The sequence below is a fragment of the Lacticaseibacillus jixianensis genome (assembly GCF_003946485.1).
Lineage (GTDB): Bacteria > Bacillota > Bacilli > Lactobacillales > Lactobacillaceae > Lacticaseibacillus > Lacticaseibacillus jixianensis.
Genome location: NZ_RHOJ01000001.1, coordinates 1 through 16,070, shown reverse-complemented (window position 1 = coordinate 16,070; position 16,070 = coordinate 1). Strand labels below are relative to the sequence as shown.

The 16,070-nt window shown below is 61.6% G+C and carries 13 protein-coding genes and 1 riboswitch; of the genes, 3 read left to right on the top strand and 10 right to left on the bottom strand.

Translation table 11 applies throughout. From position 1 onward, the window contains the following. Positions 1–46 precede the first annotated feature (46 nt). Positions 47–577 carry a hypothetical protein gene (locus EKM85_RS00065; RefSeq protein WP_125584234.1) on the top strand — a complete coding sequence of 177 codons (531 nt, stop codon included), beginning with the start codon at positions 47–49 and terminating at the stop codon, positions 575–577. 182 nt (positions 578–759) lie between these two features. On the opposite strand, the gene gdhA is transcribed toward EKM85_RS00065, so the two are convergent. Together gdhA and sstT are read right to left on the bottom strand one after the other, a co-directional pair. Continuing rightward, positions 760–2,103: an NADP-specific glutamate dehydrogenase gene (gene gdhA / locus EKM85_RS00060; RefSeq protein ID WP_125584233.1), complete on the bottom strand. Its 1,344-nt coding sequence runs from the start codon at positions 2,101–2,103 to the stop codon at positions 760–762. Positions 2,104–2,223: 120 nt separating this feature from the next. Then, positions 2,224–3,519: a serine/threonine transporter SstT gene (gene sstT, locus EKM85_RS00055; RefSeq protein WP_125584232.1), complete on the bottom strand. Its 1,296-nt coding sequence runs from the start codon at positions 3,517–3,519 to the stop codon at positions 2,224–2,226. A gap of 201 nt (positions 3,520–3,720) precedes the next feature. Between sstT and EKM85_RS00050 the strand changes: the two genes are divergently transcribed. Continuing rightward, positions 3,721–4,587, top strand: coding sequence for an ROK family protein (locus EKM85_RS00050; RefSeq protein ID WP_125584231.1), 867 nt, complete (start codon positions 3,721–3,723; stop codon positions 4,585–4,587). A 201-nt stretch (positions 4,588–4,788) separates the two neighbouring features. Here the strand turns inward: EKM85_RS00050 and EKM85_RS00045 are convergent, their stop codons facing one another. The 8 genes from EKM85_RS00045 to dapD all read right to left on the bottom strand — a co-directional run bounded on the left by EKM85_RS00045 (position 4,789) and on the right by dapD (position 14,216). Beyond that, entirely contained in the window at positions 4,789–6,570 is a 1,782-nt protein-coding gene (locus EKM85_RS00045; protein ID WP_125584230.1) for an ABC transporter ATP-binding protein, read from the bottom strand. Then, a complete protein-coding gene (locus EKM85_RS00040; protein ID WP_125584229.1) occupies positions 6,570–8,294 on the bottom strand; it encodes an ABC transporter ATP-binding protein in 1,725 nt (574 codons plus the stop codon). The genes EKM85_RS00045 and EKM85_RS00040 overlap by 1 nt, the downstream gene beginning before the upstream one ends. A gap of 103 nt (positions 8,295–8,397) precedes the next feature. Next, positions 8,398–9,486, bottom strand: a complete 1,089-nt coding sequence (locus tag EKM85_RS00035) for an aspartate-semialdehyde dehydrogenase (protein WP_125584228.1) — start codon at positions 9,484–9,486, stop codon at positions 8,398–8,400. Positions 9,487–9,490: 4 nt separating this feature from the next. After that, positions 9,491–10,678 (bottom strand): aminotransferase class I/II-fold pyridoxal phosphate-dependent enzyme, encoded by a 1,188-nt coding sequence (locus EKM85_RS00030; protein ID WP_125584227.1) that lies wholly within the window; start codon positions 10,676–10,678, stop codon positions 9,491–9,493. A 24-nt stretch (positions 10,679–10,702) separates the two neighbouring features. Continuing rightward, positions 10,703–11,449: a 4-hydroxy-tetrahydrodipicolinate reductase gene (gene dapB / locus EKM85_RS00025; RefSeq protein ID WP_125584226.1), complete on the bottom strand. Its 747-nt coding sequence runs from the start codon at positions 11,447–11,449 to the stop codon at positions 10,703–10,705. Continuing rightward, a complete protein-coding gene (dapA, locus tag EKM85_RS00020) occupies positions 11,446–12,330 on the bottom strand; it encodes a 4-hydroxy-tetrahydrodipicolinate synthase (protein ID WP_125584225.1) in 885 nt (294 codons plus the stop codon). The genes dapB and dapA overlap by 4 nt, the downstream gene beginning before the upstream one ends. Continuing rightward, positions 12,330–13,487, bottom strand: coding sequence for an N-acetyldiaminopimelate deacetylase (locus tag EKM85_RS00015; RefSeq protein ID WP_125584224.1), 1,158 nt, complete (start codon positions 13,485–13,487; stop codon positions 12,330–12,332). The genes dapA and EKM85_RS00015 overlap by 1 nt, the downstream gene beginning before the upstream one ends. Before the next feature lie 12 nt (positions 13,488–13,499). Further along, the gene (gene dapD / locus EKM85_RS00010) at positions 13,500–14,216 is read right to left on the bottom strand and encodes a 2,3,4,5-tetrahydropyridine-2,6-dicarboxylate N-acetyltransferase (protein WP_125584223.1); all 717 of its coding nucleotides are present in this window, start codon (positions 14,214–14,216) and stop codon (positions 13,500–13,502) included. Between the two features lie 72 nt (positions 14,217–14,288). Then, positions 14,289–14,463: riboswitch (Lysine riboswitch) on the bottom strand. Positions 14,464–14,574: 111 nt separating this feature from the next. Between dapD and EKM85_RS00005 the strand changes: the two genes are divergently transcribed. Further along, positions 14,575–15,957, top strand: a complete 1,383-nt coding sequence (locus EKM85_RS00005; protein ID WP_125584222.1) for an aspartate kinase — start codon at positions 14,575–14,577, stop codon at positions 15,955–15,957. Positions 15,958–16,070: the final 113 nt, after the last annotated feature.

Genomic DNA, 16,070 nt, shown 5'->3' with positions numbered 1-16,070 from the left:
TACAATCAAAAGCAGCGTTATTCATTCATAGAAAGCAGGTCCTGTTTTGAACGACATCAAGCCCCTTACCATCAAGCCCAACCTGTTCCACCTCTTCTTTCAACTCATCGTTGGCTTCGCTTTGACCTTCGCTGCCGGCGTCATCATCACCCGCCAAGGCGCCATGATGGGCGGCGGCGTTGGCCGCATCGTGGCTATGGTCGGCTGGCTCGTGCTGGCCCTTGCCATCGCCTACTTTGTGGTCCAGCTGCTGTCCGGCCTCAGCCACCCCAGCCTGATCTTCGACCACCAAGGGATCACCGACAACACCGGGGTGTTCGCCTGGCGCGGCACGTTCCTCCCCTGGGGCCAAGTCAGCGGCATGGCGGTGATTCATTCGACCCTGATCCTGAAGGTCAAAAATCCGCCGCGCCAGCGCAAAAATGCCCTGATGAAGCAGTTAAGCCGCGAGTTTGACGCGAACTACACGATTGACATCAACCTCCTTCCGGCAGCGGACATTGCCGCCATTACTGTCATTGCCAAGAAGCTGGACCAAAAAACGGGCGTCTGGCTCAATTTAGGCGACCAGGCCTAATTCCTGGCTTACCGCCGCCTGGGCGCTTGACGAGCAGACGCAGGTCTTGTTGACCGTACTCGGCCCCCTTACCCTGCTTGCCCAGGCGATTGAGGAAGTGCTGAGCTGACGTCCCAGCCAAAAGCAAAACGAGTGCCGCCCAGCGGGCAACACTCGTTTTTTGTTGCATTTTCAGACGCTTCTTACCAGCCCTGGGCCAGCATGGCATCAGCGACCTTCGTGAACCCGGCGATGTTCGCCCCGGCGTCGTAATCCTCGCCCAGGCCATACGCCTTGGCTGCGGCCACGGATTTGTGGAAAATGGCCTGCATGATCTCCTTGAGCTCAGCGTCCACTGTGGCGAAACTATCGGCCTGGCGCCGCGAATTCTGACTCATTTCCAGCTCCGACACGGCCACCCCACCGGCGTTGGCGGCTTTGGCCGGGCCAAACATCAGACCCGCTTGCTGATAGGCCGCGATGGCCGCTGGCGTGCTCGGCATGTTCGCCCCTTCAGCCACGGCAATCACACCGGCGTCGATGAGCCGCTGCGCCTGCTCGCCACTGATCTCGTTTTGCGTGGCGCAAGGCAAGGCGATGTCCGCCTTGACCGCCGCGTCCCAAAGCGAGCCTTCATGGTACTCAGCGCCGGGCGCCGCGTTGGCGTAATCACTCATCCGGCCGCGCTTGATTTCCTTTATTTGCTTCAGCTTGGCCACATCGATGCCAGCTTCTTGAATGACATAACCGGTGGAATCTGAGGCAGAGATCACCGTGGCCCCCAGCTCCTGCGCCTTTTGAATCGCGTAGATGGCGACATTGCCGGCCCCGGACACCAAGAGCCGCTTGCCGGCAAGGGTCTGGTCGTTATGCTTAAGCATCTCCTCCAGGTAGTAAAGCAGGCCAAAGCCGGTGGCCTCCGTGCGCGCCAGCGAGCCGCCGTAGCTGAGCCCCTTGCCGGTCAAAACACCGCGGTCGGATTCGCGCAGCCGCTTGTACATGCCGTACAGGTAACCGATCTCCCGGCCGCCGACCCCGATGTCTCCGGCAGGCACGTCGAGGTCTGGGCCGATGTATTTTTGCAACTCGATCATGAAGCTCTGGCAAAACCGCATGATCTCGGCGTCGGACTTGCCCTTGGGGTCAAAATCGGAGCCGCCCTTGGCCCCACCAATTGGCAGGCCGGTCAGCGAGTTTTTAAAGACCTGTTCAAAACCCAGGAACTTGATGATCGACAGGTTGACCGAGGGGTGCAGGCGCAGGCCCCCCTTGTAAGGGCCGATGGCGGAGTTGAACTGGACGCGGAACCCGCGGTTGACCTGCATGCGGCCTTGATCATCTTGCCAGGCCACCTGAAACTGAATGGCCCGCTCCGGCTCGGTCAGCCGCTCCAGGATGCTGGCGGCAATGTACGCCGGGTGCTGCTCAAGCACCGGGGTGATGGTGGCCAAAAAGTTGAACACCGCCTCCTGAAACTCCGGCTGATTCGGGTCGCGCTGCTTGATCGTCTGCTTGACTGCTTCAATGTATGCCGTTGCCTGACTCATCGTATCACCTGTCCTTTATCAGATTGCTCAAATTTTACCACAGCCACCCGCAGCCGAGGCAGTTTCAACCGCAATTCTAGATAAAAAAACCGCTGCGATTCTACAGCGGTTTAATCAGGTCTAGTTTTCCTGGACGGCCGCGTCACCCATGGCCGCCCTTGCGGCATCGCCTTGATGCTCCGCGGCGTGGACCGCGGCTTTGATATCGACCGGATGGCCTTTTTTGCGGGCGTCGGCGTACTCGGCCGTCGCCGTGAACAGCAGGTCAGAGGCCGAGTTGACCGCCGTTTCAACGGAGTCCTGAATAACTCCGATGATAAAGCCGATCCCGACGACCTGCATGGCAATGTCATTGCTGATGCCAAACAAGGAGGCGGCCATCGGAATGATCAGCAGTGACCCCCCGGCGATCCCAGACGCGCCGGTGGCGGCCAGCGCCGTCAGCACGCACAGCAGGAAGGCCAGCGGGAAGGAGACCTGGATTCCCAGCGTCGAGCAGGCCGCCAGCGTCATCACGGAAACGGTGATTGCTGCGCCCCCACTGTTGGCCGACCCGCCAAGGGGGATCGACACCGAGTACGAGGCCTTGTTGAGCCCAAGATCTGCGCAGGCCTGCAAGTTAATGGGAATGTTCACGGCCGAGCTGCGGGTGAAAAAGGCCGGAATGCCGGACCGCTTGAGGGTCCAAAGCGTCAGGGGGTACGGGTTCTGCCGGGTGAGCAGGAAGGTCATCAGTGGGTAAACCACCAGGTAAACGAACGCCATTGTGCCGACCAGCAGCAGGACCAGCTGACCGTACCGGGCAACGCCAGCAAACCCAGTTTCGCTGATCGTCGTGTAGATCAGACCGGCGATCCCAAACGGGGCAAATTCAATGATGGTTTGTGCGACCCCGGTGATCGCGCCGGAAAGCTCCTTGATCACTGCCCGCGTCTGCTTGGACGTCAGCCGCAACGCGAAGCCGATCATCAGCGACCAGAAAAGGATCGACAGGTAGTTGGCGTTCACGATCGCGGCTAAGGGGTTGCCGACCGCGTTGGTCAGCAGGTCAGATAAGACCTTACCCAAGCTTTTGGGGGCGGCCGCAGCCACGTGCGCCGCCTTGGGCAAGACCAGGTGAACCGGGAACAGATAGGAAGCCCCAACGGCGGCGAAGGCCGAAAGCAGCGTCGCGCTCAGGTACAAGACGATGACCGTGCCAAAGTGGTTGGTGCTGCCGGACTGGTAACCGGACACCGCAGACATGATCAGGAAGAACACCATGACCGGGGCAATGCCCTTCAAGGCGCCCACGAAAAGTTGCCCCAGGATCCCGATGGCGGACCAGGACGGCACCAGCCACGCGAGCAGCGAGCCGACCAGCAGCCCGATCACAATGCGCAGGATCAACGATACGGATTTATATTTGGCAAACATCAGCCTCGCCCCTATCAGAAGTAATAAACAGTATTGTACACGAAGCGTATACGAATGTCTAGAAATTAAAAACAAAATTTCAAACTGCCAAATTTTTTCTTGCTGCTCACTAAAATTTATATGGGGCAGCAAACTTGGGTGGCACTTCCCGCGCCGCAGCGCTATCCTAGGGTGGAAACGATTTCGAAAGGCGGGACAACAATGATTCTAGGTTCAATCGAAGCAGGCGGGACGAAGTTTGTGTGCGCCACCGGCACGCCGGATGGCAAGGTCGCAAAGCAGGTCCGCATCCCCACGGGCACGCCCGCGGAAACCATGCCGGCGGTGATCAAGTTCTTTCAGGATAACCCGGTAGAAGCGATCGGCATCGGGACGTTTGGCCCGGCGGACATCGACCCAAGCAGTCCGACTTACGGCTACATCACCTCGACGCCCAAGCCGGGCTGGCGCGACTACGATTTTCTCGGCGCGATGAAAGCCGCGATCGACGTGCCATACGCCTTTACCACCGACGTCAATGAGGCCGGCTACGCCGAGTGGCTGGCCGGCGCCGGCAAGGGGCACCGCAACATGCTGTACTGGACTGTTGGCACCGGCATCGGCGCCGGCTACGTCCACGACGGCAAACTGCTGCAGGGCTTCTCGAACCCCGAAATGGGCCACATCATGATGCCGCAGCTGCCTGGTGACACCTACAAGGGCCGCTGCCCGTACCACGCCAACCACTGCCTGGAAGGCCTGGCCGCCGGGCCCGCGGTGGAAGAACGTGCCGGCAAAAAAGGCACCGAACTGGCGCCAGACGATCCGGCCTGGGACATGGAGGCCGACTACCTGGCGATTGCCTGCGTTGACGCGGCAATGATGCTGTCACCCGACATCATCGTCTTCGGCGGCGGCATCATGCACCAAGAGCAGCTGCTGCCGAAGATCCGCACCAAGTTTGCTGAACACAACCAAGGCTACGTCTCGACGCCGCCACTGGCTGACTACATTGTCCGCATCGGTCTGAACGACGAGGCCGGCGTGATGGGCGGGTTCTTCCTGGCCAACGAGGCGCTCAAACGCTAAGACCCGCCCCGACCGGTGAGTGCCCAGCCGCTCGCCGGTGGGGCGTAAGCATCAAAAAAGACTAGGACAAAATGCCCTATTCGCGTTCCATCAAGCAACGCCACGCAGACAAGGGCCTCCGCAGCACGATTCTCAAAACGAATCGCACAGCGGAGGCCCTTGTGCTTTGGGCTAAAACCGCTTTATGTCTCATCCTGCTTCCTATTCAAACACCATCTGGTTGCGGTAAAGCTCCGCGTAAAAGCCGTGCTGGGCCAGCAGCTCCTGATGACTGCCCTGCTCGATGATCCGGCCGTGCTGCAGCACCACGATGCGGTCCGCGTTCAGGATCGTCTTCAGCCGGTGGGCGATGACAAAGCTCGTGCGGCCCTGGATCACGTTGTCCATCGCCGCCTGGATCTTCGCCTCGGTCACGGTGTCGACGTTCGAGGTCGCCTCGTCCAAAATCAGCAGGCGCGGGTCGGTCAGGATCGTGCGCGCGATGCTCATGAGCTGCTTTTGCCCGGCAGAAAAGACGTTCTGCTCGTCAGAGACTTTGGTTTCATAGCCATCTGGCAGACTTTCGATAAAGTCGTGGATGTTGGCCTGCTTGGCCGCGGCGAGCACGCGGTCCATCCCCGCGTCAGGATCCCCGAAGCGAATGTTATCGGCAATCGTCCCCGAGAACAACTGCGGGTCCTGCAGCACGATGCCGACGGTTTGGCGCAGCTGCGCCAGGTCAAAGTCGCGCAGGTCAGTGCCGTCGATCGTGATGCGCCCGGAATCCACATCGTAGAAGCGATTCAGCAGGTTCATCACGGTCGTCTTGCCCGAGCCGGTCGGCCCGACCAAGGCCACCATCTGGCCTTTTTGCACGTCGATGGTCACGCCGTGCAGGATCTCCTTACCCGGCAGGTAGGAAAAGTGGACGTCGTCAATTTTCAGGGCGCGGTCAATGTGATCGATCGCCTTACCGTTCACCGGTCGCACCTCATCGGGCTGGCTGCGGACCTCATCGACACGCCGCGCGCCGGTGATGGCCAGCTGGATCATGCCGTACAGGCTCGTCAGCGTGATGATCGGCTGGTAGTACTGCTGCGCGTAGTTGACGAACACCACGACCAGCGCCAGCGCCGCCCCGGTGCTCAGACTGCCGCCGAGCGCCAGCCAAGAGCCGGCGAAAATCACGATGGCGGTGTTCAGCAGTGACATCCCCGACAGCAGCGGACTGAGGATCCCGGACCAGATCTGGCCCCGGGTCGCCGTTTTGCGCACCTGATGGTTGTAGGTGTTGAAGCCCGCGACGGAGTCCTGCTGCAGGCCGTTGGTGATGATCACCTTTTGGCCGGTGACCTGCTCGTTGATGTAGCCGTTCAAGGCGCCGATATCGGTTTGCTGCTGATCAACGGCAACGGCCGCTTTTTTCATCACCAACGCGGCGATCAGCAGGGCGACCGGCGTCGTGCTCATCGTCACCCACGCCATGGTAGTACTCTGGTTGAACATCATGATCAAAATGCCGATCATCTGCGCGATGGCCAGCAGAAAATCGATCAGCGCCTGGTTCAAGGCGTTGAAAATGTTGTCCAAGTCACTCGTGTAGCGCGCCAGGATGTCGCCGTCGGAGTGCTGGTCGAAGTACTGGACCTTCATCCGCTGCATCTTGCGAAACAGCCCGATGCGCATCGTGCCCGTGGAGTACGCGGTGACCTTGGCCAGCAGCCAGGAGGCGATCAGCAAAGACGACGCGTCGCCGAAGTAAAACAGCACGTAGAACAGCAATGTGTGGTGAAAAGTGGTCAGGCTGGCGCCGGCGCGGGTGGCCGGATCCGCCCACGCCTGAACGTACGTCGTCAGCTCGCTGATGGCGCGGCCCAGGTACGTCGGCGCGACCACGACGCAGGCAGTGCTGATGCCGATCAGCACCGCGCTCCAGAAAAACGGCCAGCCGTAGGGTTTGAGGTAATGCCAGTAGTAACGGCCTGCAAGTTTTAAGTCTTTCATTATGCCGGCAGCCTCCCTTCCTTGGCCTTCTGCGTTTGATAAATTTCTTGATAAATAGCGTTTTCGCGCACGAGTTCCTGGTGGGTGCCTTCGCCCACGACCCGGCCGCCGTCAAGCACGAGGATCGCATCGGCGCGGATGATCGAGGAGATCTTCTCGGCGATCACCACCGTCGTCGTGTGCTTCAAGTCGCGATCCAGCGCCTCTTGCACCAGCTTCTCTGACTTGGCATCCAAAGCCGAGGTCGCGTCGTCCAGGATCAGGATCTCCGGGTCGGCGATCACGCCGCGCGTGATGGCGAGGCGCTGCTTTTGCCCGCCGGAAAAATTGGCAGAGCGCTCCTCGACCGGCGCGTCGTACGTCTCCGGCAGCCGCTCGATGAACTCGGCCGCCTGGGCGATTTCCGCGGCACGGTGCATGCTAGCCGCCGTCGCCTCTTTTTGCACTTGGCGCAGGTTCTGCGCAATGGTCCCGGAAAACAAGGTCGAGCGCTGCAGCACAAACGCCACCGCGTCGCGCAGCGTCTGCTCCGGCAGGTCGCGCACGTCGACGCCGCCGATCAGGACCCGCCCGGAATCCGGGTCAAACAGGCGCGCGATCAGCTGGGCCAGGGTCGTTTTGCCTGACCCTGTCGCCCCGACGATCCCCAGCATCTGGCCGGCAGGGACGGTAAAGGACACGTCCTTCAAGGTCGGCGTCTCATCGCCCGGGTACGTGAAGGTGACGTGGTCGAAGGTGATGTCCCCCCGTACCGGTTTAGCAGGGCCTTGGGCAAAGTGCATGCTGGGCTGGTGATCGAAGACCTCACGCACCCGCCCCATCGAGATGAAGGCGCGCGACGCAAAGGTCATGATGAACGACCCGTTGATCACGGCGAACAAGATCTGGCCGAGGTACGAGGTGAAGCTGGACACCGCGGCGATGTACGCCGGGTGCGCCAGGACCTGGGTGCCGACCAAATACACCGACCCGGCGATCGCCACATTGGCGGTCAGGAAAAAGGCCGGCATCAGCACTGCGAACAGCTCGCCGATGCGGGTGGTCACATCGCGCAGCTCATCGGAGGGCTTGGCGAAAGTCTTGATCTGGTTGTCCTCCTGCACGAAGGACTTGACCACGCGAATGCCCATCAGGTTTTCGCGTGCGACGGTGTTGACGTTTTCGATCAGCTGCTGGGTCTGCCCAAACAGGCTGCTCATCTGCCGAAAGGCGACCACGGCCACCAGCACAATGATCACCAGCATGGCGAGGATCACCCACCACTGTTGCGGCATCGTGGTCAACGCCAGCGCCAAGGCCCCGAAGAACAGCAGCGGGATGCGGGTCACCTGTTGGAACGCCGCCATCACCGCGCCTTGGATCTGCTGCACGTCGTTGGTCATGCGCACCACCAGGTTGGACGCCGAGAACGTCTCAATGTCCGCGTAAGCAAACGTTTGCACGTGGCGGTAGATGTCAGCGCGCAGGTCGGTCGCCACGCCCAGGGCCAGGCGCGCCGAATAAACCGTGTTGACGACCCCGCCGGCAATGCCGATCACCGCGAGGACAATCAGCCAGATGCCGTTTTGCCACACCGCTGCCCGGTCCTTGGCCATGATGGCCGTCATCACCGTTTGCAAAAGCCGCGGCTGCCACAGGGTGGCAAACACGAGCACGAGAACCGCCAGCGTGGCGATGAGGGCATCCTTGCGGTATTTTTTCAGGTACGGTAAAAGCACTTTCATTTTGTTTCTCCTTAAAATCCTAGTCCGACTAGCGTACCCGAATTTTTAATTTCACGCAAGCGCAAAAATGGCCCGGTGCTGCCGCCAGCCCCAGACCATTAGCCTAACAAAACTTTGCCGCTGCCCCCGCCGGCACGCGCACCAGGTCGCGCGCCACCAGTTCTTCAGCGATCTGCACCGCGTTCCAGGCCGCGCCCTTCAGCAGGTTATCGGCCACCACCCACAGGTTGTACGCCCCTGGGGTTTCTTGGTCTGGCCGCACCCGGCCGACAAAGGTCGCGCGCGAACCCGCCGCATTGATGGGCTGCGGGTAGACCTGGTGGGCCGGGTCGTCTTGGACGACCAGCCCCGAGAACTTGGCCATGACCGCTCGCAGTTCATCGGCGCTCGGGGTGTTGCCCGCACCCACTTCGAACCACACGGACTCGCCGTGCGCGATCGGCACCGGGACCCGCACGCAGGTGGCCGTGACCTTGATGGCCGGTGAATTCTTGTCGCCCAGCATGATCTTCTTGGTTTCGTGGATCATCTTCCACTCCTCATGCGTGTAGCCGTCTTCCTCGAAGACGTCGATCTGCGGCAGCAGGTTGAACGCCAGTGGGTAGTGGCGCGCGGCCCCTTTCACCGGCAGGACGCGCGCGCTCATCTGCTTGCCGGCCAAGTAGTCTTGGGCCTCGTCTTCAAGCTCGTTGATGGCACTTTGCCCCGCCCCGCTGGCCGCCTGGTAAGTCGACACGATGATGCGGCGCAGGCCGAACGCACGGCGCACCGGCTCCAGCGCCATCATCATCTGAATGGTCGAGCAGTTAGGGTCGGCGATGATGCCGTTGTGGTGGTTCAGCGCGTCGGGATTGACCTCGGGTACGACCAGCGGCACGCTGTCATCCATGCGAAAATGCGACGTGTTATCGACGCACACAGCGCCGCGCTTCACCGCCTCGGGCAAGAGCTTAGCCGACACCGCCCCGCCGGCGGAGGCCAGCACCAAGTCGACGCCGTTAAAAGAATCCGGCGTGGCTTCTTCGACCGTCACCGGCTGGCCCTTGAAGGTCAGGGTCTTACCCGCCGACCGGGAAGACGCCAAGAGATGGATCTCTTTGACCGGGATCGTCGATTGTTCCAGTTGTTCGATCATGCGCGTGCCGACCGCGCCGGTCGCACCTAAAATTGCCACCACATACGCTTTTGCCATTGTCTTACTGCTCCTCCTTTGCCGCAACGAAGCGCTGAATGCGCCGGGCGGCTGCCGTTAAATTCTCGGTCGACGCCGCGTACGACAGCCGCACGTGACCTTCCCCGCCGGGTCCAAACACCGACCCGGGCACCAGCCCGACCCTGCCGGCCGCCGCGAGGTCGTACACGAATTGCACGTCATCGGTGCCAAACTGGGCCGGCAGCTTGGCGAAAATGTAAAACGCCCCGGCTGGTTTTGGCGCCGTGAAACCCGCTTGCAGGAGCGCCGCCATCATCAGGTCGCGCCGCTGCCGGTAAACCTTTTTCATCGCTTCGGCATCCCCTCGGCCCGCCGGACTGAGGGCCTCCTCGGCCGCCTTCATCATCGGGCTAGCCGCGGTGGTGACCATGAACTGATGCATCTTCCCCGCCAGGGCCATCAGCGGTGCGGGTCCGGCCAGGTAGCCGATGCGGTAGCCGGTCATGGCATGCGACTTGGACAGGCCGGAGATCAGCACCGTTTGGCTGGGCAACAGTGCGGCCAAGCTGAGGTGCGGCGCCTCGTAGCTGAGCTCGGCGTAGATCTCATCGGAAAGCACCAGTAGATCAGTATCCGCGATCACCGCCGCGAGGGCCCGCAGCTGGGCGTGCGTGTAGGTCGCGCCGGTGGGGTTGCTCGGGTAATTCAGCACCAGCCCCTTGGCGTCCGGGTGCGCCGCCAGCGTCGTTTTCAGCTGCTCCGCCGTCAGCAGGTACTGGGGGGCGGTGTTGACCCGCACCACGTTCAGCCCGGCCACGGCCGCAACGGTCTCATACAGGGGAAAAGTGGGGGTCGGAATGATCAGCGTGTCGCCGGGGTTGAACAGCCCCGCGATCGCGGCATGGATGCCCTCGGTGGCACCGACCGTCACGACGACTTCGCTTTGCGCGGCGTAATGCGCGTCAAACGTGGTCGCCAGGTAATCGGCGATTTCCTGACGCAGCTTGGCGTACCCAAACGACGGCGCGTAATGGGACCAATCCGCCTCGATCGCCGCCGTGGTTGCCTGCTTAATGTGGGCCGGCACCGCAAAGTCCGGCTCCCCCAGCGTCAGCTTAATGATTCCCGGGATCGATGAAATTTTGTTGTCCACCGCGCGAATTGCGCTGGGTGGCACCGCTGCGACCCGGCGATTGCCGAGGGCTTGGAGACTTGGTTTTAATTCAGGCATAAGCTGACTTCCTTCTATATAAAGTTAGAGCAATGCGTCAAGGCCGACGGTCAGGCCCACCGGCAGGGTGTGCACCTGCCGCACGGCCAGCGCCACACCGGCCATGAAGCTCGACCGGTCAAACGAGACTTGCTTGATGGTCAGGCTTTCGCCCGCCGCACCAAACAGAACTTCCTCCTGGGCGACGTAACCCGGCAGGCGCAACGCGTGCACCGGTACGTCATCCAGCCACTCACCGCGCGCCGGGGCGTCCTGGTGCGGCGCTAGCGGCTTTTCGGTGCGCGCCGCAGCAATCACCTTAGCCGTCGCCTTGGCCGTACCAGACGGGGCGTCCAGCTTGTCCGAGTGGTGCGCCTCGACGATCTCGGCATCCGGGAAGTACTTGGCGGCCTTAGCGGCGAACTGCATCATCAGCACCGCCGAAATGGCAAAGTTCGGCACGATCAGCAGCCGGGCGCCGGCCGCTTTGGCCACCTCGCCCAGGCGCGCCTGCGTCTGTTCGCTTAGCCCGCTGGTGCCGATCACCGCGTTCATCCCGTGGGTCAGGGCGTACTCGGCGTTGGTGGCCGCCGCCTGGGGCAAGGTGAAGTCCACCCAGACGTCAGCTTGAACGTTGATCTCCTCCAGGCTGGTGAAAACGGGAAAAGCGCGCTTGGCGGTTGCCTCAGGCGCCAGGCCGCCGACGATCGTGAGGTCCTTTGCGGCAGTCATCATTGCCGCCACCTGCTGGCCCATCTTACCGAACACACCGGCAATTAACACTTGCGTCATTTTTCGTCCTCCGTTTCACCCAGTGCTGCCAGCACGACCTGCGTTTCGGTGTCATTCAGCGGTACCATCGGCAGGCGCAGCCGGTTTTGAATCTCACCGCGGCGGCTCAGCGCCATTTTGACCGGCGCCGGCGACGGGTAGGCGAACAGTGCGTGCATCCGCGGGACCAGCCGAGCCATCTGCGCATCGGCAGCGGCGGTGGCGCCGGCATGCAGGTCATCGATCACCTGCTGCATCTGGTCGCCGTAAAGGTGCGAGGCGACGGAGATAACCCCGCGGGCGCCCACCTTCAGCGCCGCTTCAAACTGGTCGTCATCACCGGTGTACACCGCGAAGTCCTGCGGCAGGTGCTGCACCAGCCAGGCGAGGTCCTCAACGGTCGTGCACTGCTTGACGCCCTTGATGTTCGGATGCTGCGCGAGGGTCTGAAGGCTCACGTTAGACAGCTGGACCACCGAGCGGCCTGGAATGTTGTAAATGATGACCGGCTTGCTGGACGCGTCGGCGATGGCCCGAAAGTGGGCGATCATCCCGGCCTGCCCAGGCTTGCTGTAGTAAGGGACGACCGCTAGCACCGCGGTCACGGCCGCAATTGCCGACGCTTCCTTGGCAAACGCCACGGATTCCCGCGTCGAGTTGGTCCCGACGTTCACGATCAGTGCGGCCCGGCCGGCCAAGACGGCGCCGACGTGGTCAAACAAGTCCAGCTTCTCCGCGCGGCTGAGGGTCGGTGATTCCCCCGTGGTCGCCCCGACTACAAGGCCCGTGGTGTGCTCGACCAGCAGGCGCTCAATGAGCCGATCCAACGCGGGATAATCGATCTCGTCGTGGGCGTTAAACGGCGTGATCAGGGCCGTTAAGATAGGGTGATTTTCTAGCATTATTCTTCCTCCATCCGATGCTTCAAAAAGCCAACCAAGGCGGCCACGCCTGGTTTGAGCGCGGCCTCGTCCGGACTGAAATTGGCCGCGTGCAGACTGTGCTGCGGGTCGTTTACCCCTAGCCACACCATGGTGCCCGGAAACTGTTGAAGCAGAAAGCCGAAATCCTCGCCGGTCATGGCCGGCGCCACCTCGGCAAAATCAACGGCCGGCGCGTGCTTCATATAATGGATCAAGTCGGCGGTTTGCTTCGGGGCGTTCTCGACCGGCATATAGCCCCCTTGGATCAGCTTCAGAGCGGCCTGAACGCCGTACGTGGCGGCGACCCCTTCGGCGATCTGGCGCACGCGCTGCTGCATCATTTCGATGTCGGCTTGGCGAAACGCGCGGATCGTGCCATCCAGCCGCGCACTGCCCGCGATCACGTTGCCGATCGTGCCGGCGTGGAACGTCCCGAGCGTGACCACCCCGCCGCGGACGGGGTCCACGTTGCGGGCCACAATGGTCTGCACCTGCATCACGAACGCGGCGGCCGCCACGATGGCGTCATTGGCCTTTTGGGGAAAAGCGGCGTGCCCGCTTTTGCCAGTGAACGTCAGGTGGATCTCAGTCGTGCCCGCAAACAGGGTGCCCATGCGCGTGGCGATCTGGCCGGCCGGCAGGGCCGGGTTGTCGTGCAGCGCGTAAAACTCGTCCGGGCGGAACCGGCCTGCAAACGCGCCGGCGTCGTACACCCGCTTGCCGCCGTACTCAGCCTCCTCTGCCGGCTGAAAGAAGAAGAGCAGGTTGTCTTTTGGCTGATGCGCAGCAAAGTAGGCCAGAATGCCCAGCGCCACCGTTATGTGCACGTCATGCCCGCAGGCGTGCATCACGCCCGGGTGATTGGAGGCAAACGGGAGGCCGGTTTGTTCTTCGACCGGCAACGCGTCAATGTCGGTGCGATAACCCAGCGTGCGGCGCGGGGCGGTGCCTTCAAGGCGCACCAGCAGCGCGGTCGGCACTGCTGGAACGTGCTTGACGCTGAGCCAGGCGCAGTCCAGCTGCTTCACGAACTCTTCAATGTAAGCCTGGGTTTGGATCTCGTGCAGCGCCAATTCCGGAATGCGATGCAGCGAGCGGCGCACCGCGATCAAATCGGCTTCAGATAAAACTGCCATGGTTTCGCCTTCCTACAGCTTGCGCAACGCGTCGATCAGGCCAGTCTCACTTGCGGTCTTCGCGTCCTTCATTTTGATCACCTTGGCGGGGACCCCGGCCACCACTGCACCTGCCGGCACATCATCGATGACGATCGCCCCGGCCGCAACGACGGCACCCTTGCCGACGTGCACCCCTTCGATCACCACGGCGTTGGCCCCGACCAGCACGTCATCCTCAATGATCACCGGCGTGGCGCTAGCAGGCTCCACCACCCCGGCCAAAACGGCGCCGGCCCCGATGTGCGCGTGCTTGCCGACCGTGGCGCGGCCGCCAAGGACGGCCCCCATGTCGATCATCGTGCCCGCGCCGATTTTCGCACCGATATTGATAATGGCACCCATCATGATCACGGCGTTATCGCCGATGGTGACGTGCTCGCGAATGATCGCGCCCGGTTCAATGCGGGCGTTGACCTGACTGATGTCCAGCATCGGCACGCCCGTGTTGCGGCCCGTCGTTTCGACCCGCAACGTCGTGATCGCCGCGCGATTAGCGGCCAGCCACGGCGAGATGAGCGCCGCATCGCCATACAGCTGTCCGGTTTTACTGTCGAAAAAGGCCTGCACCCCGGCCGGGACCTTGGACAGGCTGGCCATCGCCGCCGCCAGCGTGACGTGCACCGGCGTGGTCTTAGGGGCCTTGGCAATGTAATCAATGATCTGTTCCGCGTTGAATTCCTGAGCCATAACTGATTCCTCCTAGAATACAAAACGTCCATCCGGCAACGCTCGCCAGATGGACGTCAAATAGTCCAATTCGTTGACGATAGCGCCCCGCATCTCTGCGACAGTCCGCCGGATGTTCTCCAGCAGCCCAACCGCTCACCGTGTGCACTGCGGTGAGGATTTCGGCGGTGTTCCCTTTGGCCTGCCTTCCTCGCACGTGTCATGCTCGGGCAGGTTACTAATGGCGACCGCAACCTCTATCTGTTTCGTATGTGATTGGGTCAAGCCTACAATTAAAATCTGATGGCGTCAACCCTTGACATTGGCGGCGCGCTCTGGTTATGTTGAAGCCAATTCATTAGAAACCGGAGAGAGAAACATGAAAGTCATCAAGTTCGGCGGCTCGTCCTTAGCCACTGGCGCCCAGCTGGAAAAAGTCATTCACATCATTCGCCAGGACCCGACTAGGCAGGTCGTGGTGGTCTCCGCCCCGGGCAAGCGCAGCCCAAGCGACGTCAAGGTCACCGACCTCCTGAAGCAACTGGCCGATCAGGTGCTGGCAGGCCAGGATCCCGCGGCCCAGATCGAAGTGATTTTGGCCCGTTACACGGAGATTCAGCACTACTTCGGGCTCGCTGACGACGTGGTCGAGCACCTGCGCCAGCACCTAAAGCGGTTGGCCAAGGCCACCTACCCCGGTGTGGCGTACCTGAAGGCCGCATTCATGGCGCAAGGCGAGCACATGAACGCCCAGCTGGTGGCCGCCGTGATGACGCACCTGGGAATGAACGCGCGTTTTGTCAGCCCCAAGGCCCTTGGCATCACACTGACCGGCAAACCCGGGGCGGCCCAGGTGAACGAGGACAGCTACACCGCACTCGCCCAGTTTGCAGTGCCCGAAGGCGCGGTCATCGTCGTTCCCGGCTTTTACGCGTACGACGAGGCGGGCAATGTCTTGACCTTCCCGCGCGGCGGCTCGGACATCACCGGGTCGATCCTGGCCAAGGGCCTGGGCGCCGACTTGTATGAGAACTTCACCGACGTGTCTTGGGTCTACGCCGCCGATCCGCGGATCGTAGCGCAACCGCGAGCCATCAACACCCTGACTTATCGGGAGATGCGGGAGCTGGCTTACGCAGGCTTTTCCGTGTTCAACGACGAGGCGCTGATCCCGGTGATCGAGGCCGGCATTCGGGTCAACATTAAGAACACCAACGCGCCGGACGATCCGGGCACCATCATCGCCCCCACCAAAAACGTCCAGCACCACCATCACATCACCGGCGTCGCCGCCAAGAAGGGCTTCACCGCCCTGTACCTGCACCACTACCTGATCAACCAGGAAGTTGGCTTCACCCTGAAACTACTGAAGATCCTTGCCCAGTACGGAGTGTCCTATGAGCACATGCCTTCCGGGATCGATGACCTGACCATGATCATTGACGAAAACCAGCTCACGCCGCAGATCAAGGACCAAATCACCGCCGAGGTGCGCGCGCAGATCCATCCCGATGAGCTGGAGTGGCTACCGGATTTTGCCATTGTCATGGTGGTTGGCGAGGGCCTCTACGCAAGACCGGATCTGGTCGCCCGCATCATGGTCGCCCTGGCCGACGCCGGCATCGAGCCCTCGGTGATCAACCAGGGGGCGTCGAAGATCGGCCTCATGCTGACCGTGCCCACCGCCAGGGCGGCCGCAGCGGTGCGCGCGATCTACGCGCTGAGCTGCCGGCGCCAGACCGCCCCGGCCGCGGAAAGGTAAACGAAAGACCAGCCCCCCCTTAACGAAGGACTGGCCTTTTATATGAAACAGAACTTGATTTTGAGTACACTAAATACACTTACTCGAAATCTCAAAAAAATACAGGTATACTA